Below are 18236 nucleotides of genomic sequence, written 5' to 3' on the forward strand. Positions count from 1 at the left end.
CATTGCCCCGCCTTTCTTTCATAGAAAAAAACTTCTCTTTCCGAAAAAAGAGAAGTTACACTCTGCTACCTGTCTGCCATAGTTCCTTCACCTTTTCAGAAAGAATCGGTGTATCGTCTACAATTATTTTGCTAATTGATGATTTTTGTAATGGTGTTTGTATTTGTTCAATTGGAAGAATTGTTCCAACAATAATTAAGACAAACAGAACGATATACACTTCTAAAAAGCCAAGAAGTGCCCCAGCAACCGCATTGACTTGCTTTAAAACTGGGATTTCTGCAAACATATTCAGTAAATTACCAAGTAGTGAAAGTGCGATTTTTGTAATAATAAATAATACAATAAACGCAATTGCTTGATAGAAGACACCCTCAATATTATTCGCATCTATCCATTCTGGAACAGATACATTCTTATCGAATGGATACGGAATAAATTTCGCAAGCGTTGGCGCTAAATCTTTACAGTACCAGTATGCAACGAGGTATGCGATAATAAAGCTTGTTAACTTTACAAGTTGCAAAATAAATCCTCTGCGTAAACCGAGGAAAAATCCCATAACAAGCAATAAAATGATAATAATATCAATCATGTTTATTCCATTCCTTTTTGTGTCATACTTTCTTTCAACTTCTCATGTTCTTCTTTTAATTTTATGTAATCGTGTATGACGTTTACCGCCGTCAATACCGCTAGTCTACTCGTATCAAGCGAAGGATTCTTGGCATTGAGTTCGCGCATTTTATCATCCACAATCGCTGCTACCATGCGGATATGACTTGTACTTTCATCGCCAACAACTGAATACTGTTGGCCATATATTTCTACATTAATTCGACTTTTATTTCCCTTTTGTTGTGACAACTCACCGGCCTCCAATCACGTACAGAATCCTAAAGTTTATCATACCATGAACCATCATAATATGGAAACAGAAAGAACAATCCGATATGATAAAAATAACAACATAAAAAAGGAGCGACCATTTTGTCAAATTCTATCGTAATACAAACAAGTTCTACAGTAATTGAAGACATGAAACAACAATACAAACAAGCACTTAGCCCCAAAATTCCGCAAGGCGGTATCTTTATGGCAAAGGTTCCATCTTGCACAATTACAGCCTATAAATCAGGAAAAGTAATGTTTCAAGGTGGACGTGCTGAAGCAGAAGCTTCTCGTTGGCAAACTGTCTCTCAAACACCAAAATCCACTGTAAAAAAATCGGTCAATTCGCATCAATATGCACCACCTTCTTCTATTGGTACAATGTCGATTTTAGGGTCCGATGAAGTAGGTACTGGTGATTACTTCGGACCGATGACAGTTGTTGCTGTATATGTGGATGCGAAGCAAATTCCACTTTTAAAAGAACTCGGTGTAAAAGACTCCAAAAACTTAAATGATGCTCAAATTGCTGAGATTGCAAAACAACTCCTTCACGTTGTTCCTTACAGCTCCCTCGTTCTTCATAATGAAAAATATAACGAGCTATTTGATAAAGGAAACAACCAAGGTAAACTAAAAGCTTTACTACATAACAAAGCCATCACAAACTTATTGGCTAAAATTGCACCTACAACACCTGAGGGTATCTTAATCGACCAATTTACACAGCCTGATACATACTATAAATATTTAGCGAAACAAAAACAGGTACAGCGTGAAAATGTTTACTTCGCTACAAAAGGTGAAAGTGTCCATTTAGCAGTAGCCGCCGCTTCCATTTTAGCTCGTTACTCATTCGTAAAACAATTTGACGAACTAAGCAAAAAAGCTGGTATGCAACTTCCGAAAGGTGCTGGTAAACAAGTTGATATTGCCGCTGCTAAATTAATTCAAAAAGTCGGTAAAGAAAGACTACCTGAATTTGTGAAAGTGCATTTTGCTAATACAGAGAAGGCGTTTCGCTTATTAAAAAAATAACTACTTTTTAGTATCGACAGGATATGAATGAACTAAACAAGGCGAAAAGAATTGAATTCTTTTCGCCTTTTATGGATGAAAAATGGATAAATAGAATCTCACACGTTCCTATTTTTGTCGCACTTCTTCGTTATATCGATATATATTTAAATTTAGGACGATATATATTCACTATTCACCTAAAAAAAGAGAGTCTCCATGACTCCCTTTTTATGTTTAACTTCGTTTCTGCTTCTTATTTGATGAAGGTACTTTATAAGAACCCGTTTCATGCGTAGTCGTTCCTTGTCCTTCCACTTCCGGAGAACCTAAGCTTGATCTAGAATGGTCTGTTTTCACTTTCTTACTCATTACAATCACCCCCAAGATTACTTTTCACTTAAGAGTAAAAAACTATTCAGCATAACCATCTGAACATATACTGGCTACTCTTTTATCCTCCTATCTGTTTTTCACTAATGTCCCATAAACGTTTTGCGGCATCCTTATCCAAGGCAGCTTCAGACATTTTTCCTATTTGCTTATCGGCATAGTAATAACCACTATGATCAGTAAATTCAGTTGATTCTGCTAGCCATATTAGAGTTTCAGCACCTTCCTCGGGTGTACGAGAGAAAGGTTGCATTGCTGCCATAGTTAAGCGAGCAACCAGACCATTGTCCTGGTTAAAATTCGTATCCACTAGCCCTGGATCAAAGCTATAGGCACTAACACTCGTTCCCTCCAACCGCTGTGCCAATTCAGAGGTGAATAAAATGTTAGCCAGTTTTGTTTGCGCATAACGCATTGTGGGACCGCCCATGAACTTCTTAACACCGCGATAAAGTTGTTCTGCATCTAGATCACCGAAGTCAATTCCCTTTTTAGCCATTTTGTGACCGTGAGATGCAGTGGTAATGACACGAGCAGGAGCACTTTCTTTTAAACGCTCCAACAACAAATTAGTGAGTAAGAATGGACCTAAATGGTTTACCGCCCAGGTCATCTCCAAACCGTCCTTCGTAAGCTGCCTTGTTTGAAATAAAGCACCAGCATTATTCACTAATATATCTATTCTCGGACACCTTTCTAAAATATCAGTAGCTACCCGGCGTATAGATTGTTGGGAAGCCATATCAGCTAAAAATCTATCTACCACTGCATTCCCATTCGTTACATTTTTAATTTGAGTCATAACATCATTCGCTTTTGCTTCGTTACGTGCAATGATTCCTAGTTTGGCACCGCGTTCGGCAAATACCTTAGCTGCCGCTAATCCAATACCACTTGTTGCACCAGTGATCACTATATACTTGTCACGCAATGTCCACTTTGTATGACTTGGAATTTCTCCCATTGTACAAAAACCCCTTCCCTATAAATGTCGCATTCGTTTTACTTATATATGAAGTGGGAAGGGAACTATGAACAACATCTTTTCCAATCGTGAAATACTTTATAAAATTCGGCTTGTAGTTACACCCTTTCCAATAAAAAAAGCGAGAGGAAATCCTCTCGCTTTTTTATATTTTAAAACTCTGAAGAACCTGGAGTTCTTGGGAATGGAATTACGTCACGGATGTTAGCCATACCAGTGATATACATTAGGAAGCGCTCGAAACCTAGACCGAATCCAGCGTGTTTTGTACCGCCGTATTTTCTAAGTTCTAAGTACCACCAGTAGTCCTCTTCGTTCATACCTAATTCTTTAATTCTGTCTACTAAAACGTCCATTCTTTCTTCACGTTGACTTCCGCCGATTAATTCGCCGATGCCAGGAACTAGAAGGTCAGTAGCTGCTACTGTTTTACCATCTTCGTTCATACGCATGTAGAATGCTTTAATGTCTTTCGGATAGTCAGTTACGAATACAGGGCGTTTGAAGATTTCTTCTGATAAGTATCTTTCGTGCTCTGTTTGTAAGTCAATACCCCATTCTACTGGGTATTTGAATTCAGCACCTGATTCTTGAAGTACTTTAATTGCTTCTGTATAAGTGATGCGACCGAAGTCAGAGTTGATTACGTTGTTCATGCGCTCTAGAACTGTTTTATCAACGAAGCTGTTGAAGAAGTCCATTTCTTCTGGTGCATGCTCTAGTACGTATTTCATTGCATATTTCAGCATATCTTCTGTAAGATCCATTACATCGCCTAACTCAGCGAATGCAATCTCAGGCTCAACCATCCAGAACTCAGCTGCGTGGCGAGTTGTGTTTGAGTTTTCTGCACGGAATGTAGGACCGAATGTATACACATCACGGAATGCTAACGCATAAGCTTCAGCATTAAGCTGTCCACTTACTGTTAAGTTTGTTTCTTTACCGAAGAAGTCTTTTGATTCGTCAACTTGTCCGTCTTCACCTTTAGGTACGTTGTTTAAATCTTGCGTTGTTACGCGGAACATTTCGCCTGCACCTTCTGTATCACTACCAGTGATGATTGGTGTGTGAACATGTACGAATCCACGCTCTTGGAAGAACTGGTGAATCGCAAATGCTGCGATAGAACGCACACGGAACGTTGCAGAGAATGCATTTGTTCTTGGACGTAAGTGAGCGATTGTACGTAAATATTCAAACGTATGACGCTTCTTTTGAAGTGGGTAATCAGAATCTGATAAGCCCTCGATATCAATTTTTTCTGCTTTAATTTCAAATGGTTGCTTCGCTCCAGGCGTTGCAATTACTTTACCTTCTACTTTAACTGAAGAGCTAAGTGGAAGCTTTGCAATTTCTTTGAAGTTCTCTAATTCTGTATCGAAAACGATTTGAACACCTTTGAAGAAGCTACCGTCGTTTAATTCGATGAAACCAAATGCTTTTGAATCACGTAAGTTACGAATCCAACCTGATACTTGTACTGTTTGATCTGCGTATTTATCTGTATCTCTATACAGACTTTTTACTAATATGTTTTCCATAGTAAAATTCTCCTTTACTCATATATTTAAATACAAAAAACCTTTCATCCATAAAGGGACGAAAGGTTAAACTTCGCGGTACCACCCAATTTGTCATAAAGACCAACTTTAACTCGTATGTAATACATACTTCCCGGTTTGTAACAGGCCGGATTCCCGTCTAAGTCTACTCTTGAATACAAGCTTCAATTTCGGTTAGCAACTCCAAGGTGTTCTTCACATATACCGCCTCATCAGGCTCTCACCGCCCCTGACTCGCTTTGGATTATAGTATATACTACTTTTCCTTATCATCGTCTTTCGTTTTGTTAAACTAAAATTAATGTACTACATTCGAGAGAAAGATGCAAGATGCCAGAAAATATATCAGCGATTTTCGCAATATATCGACCTACCGACATCCTTCGATAGTTGTTCTATAAAAAAGTTGCCGGAAAATATTCCGGCAACTTTTTTATTACTTACGTAACTCCGCACCAAATTTCTCTTCTACCGCTGTTAATACACGGTTATGTGCTTCTGTTACTTCTTCGTCTGTTAATGTACGTTCTGCATCGAAGTAGTTCATAGAGAATGCAAGTGATTTCTTGCCTTCTTCCATTTTTTCACCTTCGTATAAGTCGAATAGTGCTACGTCTTTCAGAAGTTCTCCGCCAGCTTCAGCAATGACTTGCTTCATTTCACCAGCTTTTGTTTCTGTTGTTACTACAACAGCCATATCACGTGTCATAGATGGGAAACGTGGAATTGCTAAGTAGTAAGTTTCCTCAGCGTCTGCACCGAATACTTTTGCAAGAGATAATTCGAATACGAATGTATTTTTCACATCTAATTGTTTTTCTGTTTCCGGGTGCAATTGACCGATGAATCCGATTGCTTCACCATCTAATACGATGTCAGCTGTACGGCCTGGGTGCATACCTTCACGTTTTGCTGGTGCATAAGTGATTTGATTTGCCACGCCAAGTACGTCGAATAATCCTTCTAATACACCTTTAACAACGAAGAAGTCTACAACTTTCTTCTCACCTTGCCATGCATGGTGAAGAGCAAGACCTGTCATAACACCTGCAAGATGTTGTTCTTCTTTCGGAAGTTCTCCTGCTTCTGTTGGTAAGAAGATAGAACCTACTTCATATAATGCAACGCTGTCGTTTTTACGTGCAACATTGTATGAAACTGCTTCTAACAATTGTGGCACTAAGCTTAAACGAAGTTGGCTACGCTCTTCGCTCATTGGAAGCGCAAGATTTACAGGAGCTTTTTCGTTCGGCTCAACCATATATTGTTTCGCTTTGTCAGCGCTTGTTAATGAATATGTGATTGCTTCATATAAACCAGCACCTTCTAGGAAGCGGCGTACTTTACGACGTTTCGTTTGTGCTGATGTTAATTTACCACGTGTCATTGTTCCAGATGGTAATGTAACTGGAATGTGATCATAACCATACAGACGACCTACTTCTTCTACTAAGTCTTCTGAAATTGTAATGTCAGGACGACGTGCTGGTACATTTACATGGAATGTTCCTTCTACTTCTGTGAATGGGAATTTTAAGTTTGTGAACATTGTACCCATTTCACTCGCAGAAATATCTGTACCTAATACACGGTTTACTTTTTCAGCAGTAACAGATACTGTACGCTCTTGTACTTGTAAGTTGTCAGCTTCTACTACACCTTCAAGTGCTTCTCCACCAGCGTATTTTGCCATTAAAGCAGCTGCATGTTGAATTGCTTCAAATGTACGTGTTGGGTCGATTCCTTTTTCAAAACGTGCACTTGATTCGCTACGAAGACCTAAGTCTTTTGATGTACGACGCACTGTTTGACCTGCAAAGTATGCAGACTCAATTAGAACGTTTACTGTCTCGCTATCAACTTCAGAATCCGCTCCGCCCATTACACCAGCAACAGCTAACGCTTTTGTGCCGTTTGTAATTACAAGATGGTGGCTTTGTAACGTACGTTCTTGAGCATCTAATGTTTGAATCTTTTCGCCTTCTTTTGCAAGACGAACAACGATTTCTTTTGAACCTAATTTATCGTAATCGAATGCATGTAACGGTTGACCGTATTCCATTAAAATGTAGTTTGTAATATCAACTACATTACTAATTGGACGAATGCCAGCTGCCATAAGACGAGTTTGCATCCACATTGGTGATGGACCAATCTTTACGTTCTTCACCATTTTTGCAATATATAATGGGTTTTCTTCTTTCGCTTCTACACTTACAGAAATGTAATCAGAAGTTTTTTCTGCTGTTTCTTGTAAGTCGATAGCTGGAAGTTTTACTTCACGGCCGTAAATAGCAGCTACTTCATATGCAACACCTAACATGTTTAAGCAATCTGCACGGTTTGGTGTTAAACCAAGCTCAAGTACTTCATCATTTAAATTTAAAATTTCAAGTGCATCTGCACCAACTTCAGCATCACTTGGGAAGATGAAGATACCGTCTGCATATTCTTTCGCAACGAATTTCCCATCAATACCAAGCTCTTGAAGAGCACAAACCATACCGTGAGAAGCTTCCCCGCGTAGTTTTGCTTTTTTAATTTTGAAGTTACCAGGAAGTACAGCGCCAACTTTTGCAACTGGTACTTTTAAACCTTTTGCAATGTTAGCAGCTCCACAAATAATTTGAACCGGCTCTTCTTCACCGATATCGATTAAGCATTTGCTTAATTTATCAGCTTCTGGGTGTTTTTCACATTCTAATACGTGACCAACTACAACACCCTTTACACCTTTATTTAATACTTCAACACCTTCTACTTCAATACCACTTTTCGTGATTTTGTCTGCTAGTTCTTGTGCTGTTACATCTTTAATATCTACATACTCTTGTAACCAACGATATGATACGAACATATTTATCCTCTCCTTCCCTTACGCTCGTTTGAATTGTTGTAAGAAACGTACATCATTTGTATAGAAATGACGAATGTCATCTACGCCGTATTTCAACATTGCGATACGCTCTGCGCCCATACCGAATGCGAAACCTTGATATTCTTTTGAATCATAACCAGCCATTTCAAGTACGTTCGGGTGAACCATACCTGCTCCTAAAATTTCGATCCAACCAGTCCCTTTACAAGTGCCACAACCTTTACCGTGACACATCATACAAGAAATATCCATCTCTACAGACGGCTCTGTGAATGGGAAGAAACTTGGACGAAGACGAATTTCACGATCTTCACCGAACATCTTTTTCACGAATACTTGCAGTGTACCTTTTAAGTCACTCATGCGAATGTTTTTATCAATTACAAGACCTTCAATTTGCATGAATTGGTGTGAATGCGTTGCATCATCGTCATCGCGGCGATACACTTTACCAGGACAAATAATTTTAATCGGTCCTTTTTCTTTATTCTTTTCCATCGTACGTGCTTGCACAGAAGATGTATGTGTACGTAGTAACGTTTCTTCTGTAATGTAGAATGTATCTTGCATATCACGCGCTGGGTGATCTTTCGGTAAGTTTAATGCTTCGAAGTTGTAGTAGTCTTTTTCTACTTCTGTTCCTTCAGCTACTTCATAACCCATACCGATGAATACATCTTCAATTTGTTCAACAACTGCTGTTAACGGATGGTGACAACCTGTTTCAACAGGACGACCTGGCAGTGTAACATCAATTGTTTCAGTAGCTAATTTCGCCTCAATTACTGCTTTTTCTAAGTTACCAATTTTGTCTTCTAGACGCGTTTGAATCGCTTCACGTACTTCATTTACTAATGCTCCCATACGTGGACGCTCTTCTGCTGATAATTTCCCCATGCCGCGTAATACTTCTGTAATTGGACCTTTTTTCCCTAAATACGCTACGCGTACGTCGTTTAAGCCCTTTAGCTCTTTCGCTTCTTCAATAAGCTCTAACGCTTTTTGCTTTAGCTCTTTTAAACGTGCTTCCATTTGGAACCCTCCTAATTTTAAAAATAAAAAAACCCCGCTCCCAAAAAGGGACGAGGTAAATTCGCGGTACCACCCTAAATTGACAGAACAAGTCTGCCCACTCATTAGTTATAACGATCAATTCTGACCGGAACGCCTTTACATATAAATGGTCCTGGCGCCAACTCCAGAGGTGAATTCACTTCCATCTACCATAAGAATGCTTTCAGTCTACGGCACTCTCTCCCTATATGGCGATTTTGTAAGCTACTCTTCTCTATCAACGTTTTTCATTAATATACTTTTATTATATGTTCAAAAAAGTTCGATACTCATTTCACCACTTTTTTATGAACATGTACTTCAACTTATTATAAGAAGTTTTTTATCGATTCGCAACTGGGCTTTGTAAATAATACGTTAAAATCCCTGCTGCAACCGCAACATTTAATGATTCTGCCCCGCCGTAAATCGGAATATACAAGTTTTGATCACTTTTCGCAAGAATTTCTTGGCGTACGCCGCTTCCTTCATTCCCTACAATTAATGCAAAACTTCCAGCCGGGGTTACTTCACCAAATGGAACTCCATTTTCAAGAGCTGTTCCATATACAGGGACATTATTTTCTTTTAACTTGTCTACCCATTCTTCTAAGTTCCCTTTCACAACCGGTAAGTGGAAAATAGAACCTTGTGTAGATCGTAGTACTTTACTATTATAAACATCAACGCACCCTTCTCCAAGCACAACGGCATGAATACCCGCTGCATCCGCTGTACGAATAATCGTTCCCAAATTACCTGGGTCTTGAAGGCCGTCTAATAAAAGAAATTTCCCATCAGTAAGAGCTACTTCTTTCTCATGTTTCTCACAAACAGCAAATACACCTTGCGTTGTTTCTGTTTCGCGAAGTACTTTTACAATTGCTTCAGGCACAATATACATTTCAACATCATTAACTGTCCAATCTTTCGGAAGATCTGTCTGATCTGAAACGATAAGTTCTGTTACAACTCCTGCCTTTAACGCTTCCTCTACTAAATGGAATCCTTCTACAAAAAATAAAGCTTTGTTATCGCGCTCTTTTTTCGTCTGCAGCTTTTTCCACTGCTTCACACGCGGGTTTTGTACTGAATCAATGTTTTTCATAATATGTATTTCCCTCTCTTCTTGTCTTATCATTATAGCCTATTTTTCATACATATTTACATAAAAAAGAACAAAAACTAACGTCAGTTTCAATTCTGAAGAAGAGGTGAAGATAATGAGTTTTAATTTACGCGGCGCGGTATTAGCGAATGTATCTGGAAATTCACAAGACCAATTACAAGAAACGATTGTCGATGCAATTCAAAGCGGTGAAGAAAAAATGCTTCCAGGTCTTGGCGTTTTATTCGAAGTCATTTGGAAAAATGCTGATGAAAATGAAAAACACGAAATGTTAGGAACACTGGAGCAAGGATTAAAAAAATAAGCAATAAAAGGTCACCTTAGAAAAAAAACTAAGGTGACCTTTTATGTCTATAAAATTTTTCTTCTCCTAAACATTTCTACTTTACTAACACTACCCCGATGGAGTACAATATTCAAAATACATTTAAACCGATCGGTTTTTCTTCATGTACATCATTAGATAAAGTGAAACTTTAATCAGTGGGGGTCCCCCCCACACTGATTATTAGTTGAACCAATCGGGCTTTTACGGGCAGTTGATTCCCCACCTAACTTCCTCGTATTCGCTAAATTTTAAGGTGGGAATCTTATTGCCCGTTAAAGCGGGATAAAAGGAGTGAATGTTTTATGCAACGTATTACGCTTGAACAAGTTTTTAAACATCACATTACACAAAAATATGTAAACCGTTCTGGAATGGTCCACGCGATTGCTGTCGCTTACCATGCGTTTCACTTAGCCAAAAAGCATCACGCCTCAGTCGATGCTGCGACAAAGGCTGGCTTCCTTCATGATATCGGACATCATACGTGGTACACAGGCGGCGAATGGGACTATGACTTGTACAAAAAGAATGATATACATGCGATTAAAGGGGCAGAAAGATCTCATAAATTGCTTATTAGATTAGGAGAACATCCTAAACTAGCAAAAGAAATTTCTGTTGCAATTCTTCTGCACACTGATTCTTTCCTACTAGAACAAACACTTGAAAGAACACCTCTACAAAATGTTATTAAGTGGGCGGATGAAGCCGATGAAGAACCAGGTGGCGCACACCATTATAGAACTATTTCTTATGAAAAAGCATTGAAAGCAATTCAGCAATTAGACCGATTGGTAGAGCGTGAATTACAAATAGAGCAAAAGAAATTGAATGACAAGGCAGAACATAGTTATCAATGAGAAAGAGGCATCACTATAGGGTGATACCTCTTTTATTATTTTGCGAAAAATACACCTTTGTATGTAATATTTAAATGTTACACTCAAAAGTAAAATACTTTATAATTAAATATACAAATATAAAGAGGTGATTTTACAAATGCAACCCGTTACACAACTTTCTAATGAGCAGAAATACTCTATGTCATGGGGACAATTTATTAGCTCCGTTTTATTCGCTTTTTTCGGAACCGGACTTATTACTGTGTTCCTCGCAATGCCCTTAACAATTTATACAGCCGGTCTTACAGATAAAAAACAAATTGCCCTGTATGAATCTATTGCAAATACTGCAAGTATCGTATTACAACTAGCCGTGTTGTTATTCTTCATTTTTAAATTCGAACCCGCAAAAAAATTACTACTAAAATCTTTTAACTTTAAAGTACTTAAAGAATGGCGTACATACGTATACTTACTTCTTTTCTTCGCTATAAACATTATACTCAATTACATCTTGTTAAATTATGTGTTCCAAGACGCAACAAAGCAGCAATCTTCCGCACTAAACTTAGACGTTTTTAAGCAGTATCAAATATTATTACTTCTCGGCTTCGCTATACTCACACCAATTTTTGAAGAGCTTATTTTCCGTGGTTTTATACTTCGCTTCTTCTCAGAACGCTTTCCATTTTGGATTGCAGCCATCATAACAAGCTTCTTCTTCGGTATCGCTCATACATACTCACTTGGAGTAATGGTAATTACTTTCTTCATGGGATTATTAATGGCTATTTTATGTAAAAAAACAAAATCCATTATTCCAGCTATGTTATTTCATATTATGAATAATATGTTAGCATTCTTGAGTTAGAAAGAGGTGTCATCGCGATACCTCTTTTATTAATTCGTATCATCACTTCTCATTTCTATCAATTTATACATATTTATTAATAATATCCAAAATAAACCTCATGTAGTAAAATATAACTCATCACCATAGAAGGAGATTATTTATGTCGAGCTTACTTTGGATTTTTTATATGCCACTTCTTGTTTTATGCGGATTTTTCGGTGGTATTTTTTTAATTATTACTAGCATTAAACATCTTAAATTATTTGTGGGTTTAATGGGGCTACTTATCCTATCTTTTGTCACACTACCTTTTGTTTTTTGGGGCATGGGGGTGAATAGCGATACGATCCTCCCTATTTCAACTACTTTATATTGGATACTGTTTTCTTTAACTGGATTATTGGCAGGATTAAATGGATTACAGGCAAAGATTAAAAGTATACGTAATATGGGATTCATTATTTTTATCGCTGGCATATTAGGGGTTATTTTCTGGGTACTTATGTCTGTAGGGGATTCATTCTATATATAATATTTTATCGGAGGTAATACAGAAGTGTTTGGAATATTAACTTGGATGGTTTTGGCTCTTACTTTGATGTTATGCCAATTCATCGTTGGCATTTTTTTAATTATTGCTGGCATTAAATATCGTAAATCACTTACTATTATAGCTGGTTTAATTAGCATATCGCTTATTGTTGTTCCTATCATTTGTATAGGTTTTGGAATAGATTTAGAGGGGATGGTTCCAATTTCAGGAACTTTATATTGGTGTTTCTTCTCTTTAGCTGGACTATTAGCTATTATAAGTGGAAGACAAATATCCAGCATTCGTGCTATGGGAACAATTTTGTTTATAACAGGGCTGTGCTCCGTAGCTGGTTATCATTTTTTATATCTTACTCTTTAAAAAGGCAAAAAAGCAGGGAAATTAATTCCCTGCTTTTCTATTTGGTTTATTGCCTGATGGTAAGAAGAACGATAACACCCAAGCAATACCGGCTAATATTGTTGCAATTAAGAAGGCATCGTTAATACCGTTAATTGCAGATAGCTTTGAAATTTGTCCGAATAATAGTTGTGTACTCATCGCATCTCCTGCTTGAGCTGATCCGGCTAATGCCGCTAAGCTTTGGCCCATACCGTGTACTTTATCAACTAAAATCGGGTTTGACGTTGTTAACATATTGCCGTAATCCGCTACGTGAGCAGTAGTTTGTTGCGTCATAAGCGTGATTAATATCGCTGTTCCAATTGAACCAGCTACTTGTCTTGACGTATTTTGCGTTGCTGTACCGTGAGAAATTAATTTCATCGGCAGTGCATTCATACCAGCTGTCATAATTGGCATCATAATGAATGACATACCAATTGAGCGTATAATATAATCCGTCATAATAACGCTATACGGTGTATCCATCGATAACGTTGTAAATTTATATGTCGCATATGTTGTAATGGCTAATCCGACAATTGCTAACGGACGAATACCATACTTATCGAATAGTTTACCTGCAACTGGTCCCATGATCCCCATAATTAATGATCCTGGAAGTAATAATAAACCAGATTCCATCGGCGTAAAACCGCGAATGTTTTGCAAGTATACTGGAAGTAATAGCATACCTCCGAATAAGGCCATCGTTACAATCGCGTTAATTACTAATGTGAAAGTGAACGTCGGATATTTAAACACTTGTAAATCAAGCATTTTATTGTCTGTTGTTAACTCTCTCCAAATAAATACAGCTAAACCAATGACACCGATGATAAGTGTTATAACAACTTCTGCACTAGTCCAGCCATTATTTCCAGCTTCACTAAATCCGTACAGTAAGCTACCTAGTCCAATACTTGAACTAATAACACCGAATACATCTAACTTTGTTTTGGACACTGGCTGAGCTAGTGTAAAGAATTTAAAAGATAAGAACGTAATAATTAAACCGATAACAAACATCCCATAGAACATTAAGTTCCAGCTATAGTTTTCAATTACCCAACCTGTTACAGTTGGTCCGATAGCTGGTGCTAAAATCATCGCTACCCCAAGTAACCCCATAGCTGCTCCGCGTTTATTAGGCGGGAATAATGTCATGAAGATATTCATACCAACTGGCATTAAAATACCTGCACCAACCGCTTGAACAACACGGCCTGTCATCATCATTGTAAAGTTTCCTGATGTAGCACAAATGATAGATCCTACAGTGAAGAATAACATTGCTGCTATGAATAATTTACGATACGTAAATCGTGAAACTAAAAATGCACTGATTGGTACTAAAATTCCGTTTACAAGCATGAAGCCTGTAATTAACCATTGTGCTGTTGAAGTTGATACGTTAAATTCATTCATTAATGGAGGCAGTGCAACATTAATGATCGTTTGGTTTAAAATAGAAACGAACATACCGAGAATTAATACAGCTACAACTGCCTTTACATTCACATTCTCTACCGGCAATTGTCTCTTCAGCATTTCTTTTTCCTGTTTTACTTGCTCTTGCTTCCCTGTTTCTAATTCCACTACGTTAGAAGCTTCTGTTTCTTGTTTTTGTTCAAGTTCTTTCTCTACTGTTTCTGCTTGACTTACTTCTATCTTACTTACGGCTGGGACTTGTTCTTCTCCCAAATTCGTTTTTTTCTTTCGTAAAAGACGATTTACAAGGAAGAAGACGATTATACAAAATAGTGCATATCCTACAATTGCAATTGAGGACATCTCATCTCCCCCTTACTTATGAATACGAACTGACACATTCATTCCAGGAACAATATTTACTGATTTACTATGATCTAAAGAAACTTTAACTGGTACAACTTGCTTTACTTTCGTATAGTTTGCTGTTGCGTTACTTGATGGCAACATCGAGAATGTATTCGCCGTTGTTAATCCAACTTGTTCTACTTTTCCCGTTAACGTTGTATCTGGGTATGCGTCTACATACACATCTACTGTTTGGCCTTTTTGAACATCATCAATATTTGTTTCTTCAATATTTGCTGTTACCCATAAATTGCTCATATCAAATGCATAAGCAATCGGGCTACCTGCCCCAACGAACGCATTAGTTGTTGCATTTGATTGTACAACTGTTGCATTTTGCGGAATTGTTACATCTACTGTTTGCTCACCATTTGCTCCTGCTACAGTAACCGCACCTAATTTATCGTTCTCATTGTAATTTTTTCCGACTTCAGCTTTCCAGTCTGTTAATTTACCTGCTACTGGTGATGCAATTGGGATTACTTTCCCGTCAATCTTTGCATTTTCTGTTTTTAAATAGTTTTCCGCTTGATTGTAATAGTAATAACCGCCAATACCGCCGCCAACTAATACAATTAATGTGATAATGTTGATAATTACCATTCTTCGAAACTGATTCATTGCATTCCTCTCCTTATATCGCATATAATTTTTTTCTAAACTATTTATATCCTTAGTGTTTATATTGTTTAATTGTTAATTATATTAACCTTTAAACAAAAAAAGCACACCTTTTACGACGCAAACTATGTTTTGTCTGCATCCTAGCGGTGCTGATTTCTAAAGGACTATCGTTTATAATTATAAATAATTATCCCGAATCTACAACCAACAATTTAAACCTATATGTTGTTTAAACAACATTACACTATACATGTGTTGTTTAAGGTTAAAAAATTAAACGAGGTGAAGTAAAAATGTCTATTAAAAATACAAATGATCCACGTGTAAAACGAACGAGACAACTCATACAGGATGCTTTTGTCGCTTTAGTAGGCGAAAAGGGCTTCGAAAATGTAACTGTGCAACATATCGCGGAACGCGCTCCTGTAAATCGCGCTACATTTTATAGCCATTACCATGATAAATATGATTTATTAGAAAAAAGCATAGAAGAAATGTTAGAAAAACTAGCTGCAGTAATTAAACCACAAAATCGAAATAAAGAAGATTTTCAGCTCACTTTTGATTCACCGCATCCAACTTTTTTAGCTTTGTTTGAGCATATCGCAGATAATACTAATTTCTATAACGTTATGCTCGGCGATAAGGCAGCTGGAAACTATTCTTATAAAATGATGAAAACAATTCAAACACATTTAACATTAAGCCTATCTATTTCCCAGCCAGATGATGAAGACCTTATGGTCCCTCGTGATATTCTTATTAGTTATGTTACAGGCGCTCATATCGGAATGATTATGTCATGGTTAAAAAGAGGCATGATTTATACCCCACATTTCATGGCAATGCAATTAACTCGCTTAATTATTTTAGGAGCTCATACTGCAGCAGGATTAGAAAGACCGTTTTAAAAATGAAAAAAGCGAAGGAGGTTATCCTTCGCTTTTTTCTATTAATTAAATGTAATGTTATGTACAGCCTCTTTATCAAGACGTTTAATAACTTCTACAATTAACTTCACCGCGTTTTCATAATCATCACGATGTAACATCGCTGCATGAGAATGAATGTAGCGTGTCGCAATCGTAATTGCCATAGATGGGATACCATTTACAGAAATGTGAATTGCTCCTGCGTCCGTTCCCCCGCCCGCTACAGAATCATACTGATATGGAATTTGTAATTCATCCGCAACATCAACAACGAAATCACGTAAACCTGTATGACCAATAACAGAAGCATCATATAGAATGATCTGCGGACCATCACCCATTTTACTTTGTGCTTCTTTTGCCGTTACACCTGGTGTATCACCAGCAATACCTACATCTACTGCGAATGCGATATCTGGCTTAATATAGTTTGCAGATGTTTTCGCACCACGAAGACCAACTTCTTCTTGTACAGTCCCAACGCCGTATACAACGTTTGGATGCTTTTCATCTTTTAATTGTTTTAATACGTCAATTGCAATTGCACAACCAATTCGGTTATCCCATGCTTTTGCAAGTAACATCTTTTCATTCTTCATCACTTGGAATTCGAAGTACGGTACAACTTGATCTCCTGGTCGTATGCCCCACTCCATCGCTTCTTCTTGGCTAGAAGCACCAATATCGATGAACATGTCTTTAATTTCAACTGGCTTTTTACGAGCTTCTGGAGGTAAAATGTGCGGTGGTTTTGAACCAATTACACCTGTTACATCTCCTTTACGCGTTACAATCGTTACGCGCTGTGCAAGCATAACTTGCGACCACCAGCCACCCACCGTTTGGAAACGAAGGAAGCCTTTGTCATCAATTTGCGTAATCATAAATCCGACTTCATCTAAATGACCTGCAACCATAATTTTCGGGCCGTTTTCTTCCCCAACTTTTTTCGCAACTAAACTTCCTAAATTGTCAGTAGAAAGTTCATCTGCAAACGGCTCAATATATTTCTTCATTACTTCACGTGGTTCGCGCTCGTTACCCGCAATACCGCGTGCGTCTGTTAATTCTTTTAGCATTGTCAATGTCTCGTCTAATTTTATCATTGCCAACACCCTCCTTTTTCTTCAGTCACTTTATTATACAAAAGGAAATTGAAATATTCAAAAATTAAATTAGTATCCTTGTGTTTGACGCTGATGATTTACTTCATTTTTATCCAAATATGCTTTTTCAATTTCATCTTGTTCAAATTCAAGCGCTTGTCCAAGGCGAAGATAGCTTGTAAATAGTTCAATATAGTTCGTAATAGAAGGTTGATCTGTAAAACGAATTACTTTCGCATATGTGTCTAAGAAAATTTCCACTTGTGTTTTATTCGTTTGCGCACATTTATAGAATAAGAAGTTTTTATCAATTCCTAAATCGATTCCGATTGATAAAATAAAATGTAAACCATCTACGTATTCTTCTAATATTACTTCACGTTCTGAAGCTGGTTTATTGCTCCAATATTTAAAACAACGTGTTTCATTTGCAAGTTCTCCAATTTCTACAAGAAGAGCTAACATTTTTTCTTTTAACAATTTTTTCGGTTGTAAGTCATGTTCTTTCACAATACGGTCATCTAATTCTTTTTGTAATTTAAATAGTTGTAGTAAGTCCATTCTATTGTCCTCCTCCAACATCGCATTTTCCGCAACAATGTTGTTTCATCTCAAAGTTCATTATTATTTTTCGTTTCTTATTAACAAGTCAGCTACCTACATCTTTATAAAGATAGCTTGTCCTTAATTTGCAAATACGTTTCAATCATCACTCATATATTGTTCACTTGATGAAAGTTCCATATCATCTTTCCATTATAGCAGTGTCGTTTCTGCTAGGAAAGATGCACTTCTCACGAATGAGTTCAAATAAAAAAAGTCAGGAGGATTCTCCTGAGTTTATATATATATTCTTTTATATCGCTA

At 37.3% G+C, this 18236-nt stretch carries 19 protein-coding genes and 2 other annotated features; of the genes, 7 read left to right on the forward strand and 12 right to left on the reverse strand.

Annotated elements, in window-relative coordinates; translation table 11 throughout:
• Positions 1–55: 55 nt before the first annotated feature.
• A complete protein-coding gene (locus MKY90_RS23235) occupies positions 56–595 on the reverse strand; it encodes a CvpA family protein (protein WP_016092403.1) in 540 nt (179 codons plus the stop codon).
• Positions 596–597: 2 nt separating this feature from the next.
• Positions 598–867 (reverse strand): cell division protein ZapA, encoded by a 270-nt coding sequence (gene zapA / locus MKY90_RS23240; protein ID WP_002088902.1) that lies wholly within the window; start codon positions 865–867, stop codon positions 598–600.
• Positions 868–990: 123 nt separating this feature from the next.
• On the opposite strand from zapA, the gene rnhC reads away from it, so the two are divergent.
• Complete coding sequence (rnhC, locus tag MKY90_RS23245) at positions 991–1929, forward strand: ribonuclease HIII (RefSeq protein ID WP_098167948.1); 939 nt, start codon at positions 991–993, stop codon at positions 1927–1929.
• A 216-nt stretch (positions 1930–2145) separates the two neighbouring features.
• Here the strand turns inward: rnhC and MKY90_RS23250 are convergent, their stop codons facing one another.
• The 6 genes from MKY90_RS23250 to MKY90_RS23275 form a co-directional block, all read right to left on the reverse strand.
• On the reverse strand, positions 2146–2280 hold the full coding sequence (locus MKY90_RS23250) for a YuzL family protein (RefSeq protein ID WP_002112167.1): 135 nt from the start codon (positions 2278–2280) through the stop codon (positions 2146–2148).
• Between the two features lie 82 nt (positions 2281–2362).
• Positions 2363–3265: an SDR family oxidoreductase gene (locus MKY90_RS23255; RefSeq protein ID WP_341092665.1), complete on the reverse strand. Its 903-nt coding sequence runs from the start codon at positions 3263–3265 to the stop codon at positions 2363–2365.
• A gap of 173 nt (positions 3266–3438) precedes the next feature.
• Positions 3439–4830, reverse strand: a complete 1392-nt coding sequence (asnS, locus tag MKY90_RS23260; protein ID WP_002112170.1) for an asparagine--tRNA ligase — start codon at positions 4828–4830, stop codon at positions 3439–3441.
• A 51-nt stretch (positions 4831–4881) separates the two neighbouring features.
• Positions 4882–5133, reverse strand: a binding site (T-box leader).
• 154 nt (positions 5134–5287) lie between these two features.
• On the reverse strand, positions 5288–7708 hold the full coding sequence (gene pheT, locus MKY90_RS23265; RefSeq protein ID WP_002129337.1) for a phenylalanine--tRNA ligase subunit beta: 2421 nt from the start codon (positions 7706–7708) through the stop codon (positions 5288–5290).
• A gap of 18 nt (positions 7709–7726) precedes the next feature.
• Entirely contained in the window at positions 7727–8761 is a 1035-nt protein-coding gene (pheS, locus tag MKY90_RS23270) for a phenylalanine--tRNA ligase subunit alpha (protein ID WP_002015457.1), read from the reverse strand.
• A gap of 43 nt (positions 8762–8804) precedes the next feature.
• Positions 8805–9033: a binding site (T-box leader), on the reverse strand.
• A 92-nt stretch (positions 9034–9125) separates the two neighbouring features.
• A complete protein-coding gene (locus MKY90_RS23275) occupies positions 9126–9923 on the reverse strand; it encodes a TrmH family RNA methyltransferase (RefSeq protein ID WP_002015458.1) in 798 nt (265 codons plus the stop codon).
• Positions 9924–10005: 82 nt separating this feature from the next.
• On the opposite strand from MKY90_RS23275, the gene sspI reads away from it, so the two are divergent.
• The 5 genes from sspI to MKY90_RS23300 all read left to right on the forward strand — a co-directional run bounded on the left by sspI (position 10006) and on the right by MKY90_RS23300 (position 12847).
• A complete protein-coding gene (gene sspI / locus MKY90_RS23280) occupies positions 10006–10215 on the forward strand; it encodes a small acid-soluble spore protein SspI (protein ID WP_000009511.1) in 210 nt (69 codons plus the stop codon).
• 326 nt (positions 10216–10541) lie between these two features.
• Positions 10542–11099: an HD domain-containing protein gene (locus tag MKY90_RS23285; RefSeq protein ID WP_002067431.1), complete on the forward strand. Its 558-nt coding sequence runs from the start codon at positions 10542–10544 to the stop codon at positions 11097–11099.
• A 139-nt stretch (positions 11100–11238) separates the two neighbouring features.
• Positions 11239–11952 (forward strand): CPBP family intramembrane glutamic endopeptidase, encoded by a 714-nt coding sequence (locus MKY90_RS23290; protein WP_061673930.1) that lies wholly within the window; start codon positions 11239–11241, stop codon positions 11950–11952.
• Between the two features lie 142 nt (positions 11953–12094).
• Positions 12095–12466 carry a hypothetical protein gene (locus tag MKY90_RS23295; RefSeq protein WP_063218383.1) on the forward strand — a complete coding sequence of 124 codons (372 nt, stop codon included), beginning with the start codon at positions 12095–12097 and terminating at the stop codon, positions 12464–12466.
• A 24-nt stretch (positions 12467–12490) separates the two neighbouring features.
• Complete coding sequence (locus tag MKY90_RS23300; protein WP_016102978.1) at positions 12491–12847, forward strand: hypothetical protein; 357 nt, start codon at positions 12491–12493, stop codon at positions 12845–12847.
• 21 nt (positions 12848–12868) lie between these two features.
• Here MKY90_RS23300 and MKY90_RS23305 read toward each other — a convergent pair whose 3' ends face one another.
• Together MKY90_RS23305 and MKY90_RS23310 are read right to left on the reverse strand one after the other, a co-directional pair.
• Positions 12869–14662, reverse strand: a complete 1794-nt coding sequence (locus MKY90_RS23305; RefSeq protein WP_063218382.1) for a DHA2 family efflux MFS transporter permease subunit — start codon at positions 14660–14662, stop codon at positions 12869–12871.
• A gap of 12 nt (positions 14663–14674) precedes the next feature.
• Positions 14675–15328, reverse strand: coding sequence for an HlyD family secretion protein (locus MKY90_RS23310; protein ID WP_002190842.1), 654 nt, complete (start codon positions 15326–15328; stop codon positions 14675–14677).
• A gap of 296 nt (positions 15329–15624) precedes the next feature.
• Between MKY90_RS23310 and MKY90_RS23315 the strand changes: the two genes are divergently transcribed.
• Complete coding sequence (locus MKY90_RS23315; protein ID WP_002015467.1) at positions 15625–16242, forward strand: TetR/AcrR family transcriptional regulator; 618 nt, start codon at positions 15625–15627, stop codon at positions 16240–16242.
• Between the two features lie 41 nt (positions 16243–16283).
• Here the strand turns inward: MKY90_RS23315 and MKY90_RS23320 are convergent, their stop codons facing one another.
• The gene (locus MKY90_RS23320) at positions 16284–17369 is read right to left on the reverse strand and encodes a M42 family metallopeptidase (RefSeq protein WP_002088917.1); all 1086 of its coding nucleotides are present in this window, start codon (positions 17367–17369) and stop codon (positions 16284–16286) included.
• A gap of 69 nt (positions 17370–17438) precedes the next feature.
• Positions 17439–17930 (reverse strand): dUTP diphosphatase, encoded by a 492-nt coding sequence (locus tag MKY90_RS23325; RefSeq protein WP_002015469.1) that lies wholly within the window; start codon positions 17928–17930, stop codon positions 17439–17441.
• Positions 17931–18236 lie beyond the last annotated feature (306 nt).

Origin of the sequence: Bacillus sp. FSL P2-0099 (assembly GCF_038007445.1) — a bacterium.
GTDB lineage: Bacteria > Bacillota > Bacilli > Bacillales > Bacillaceae_G > Bacillus_A > Bacillus_A mycoides.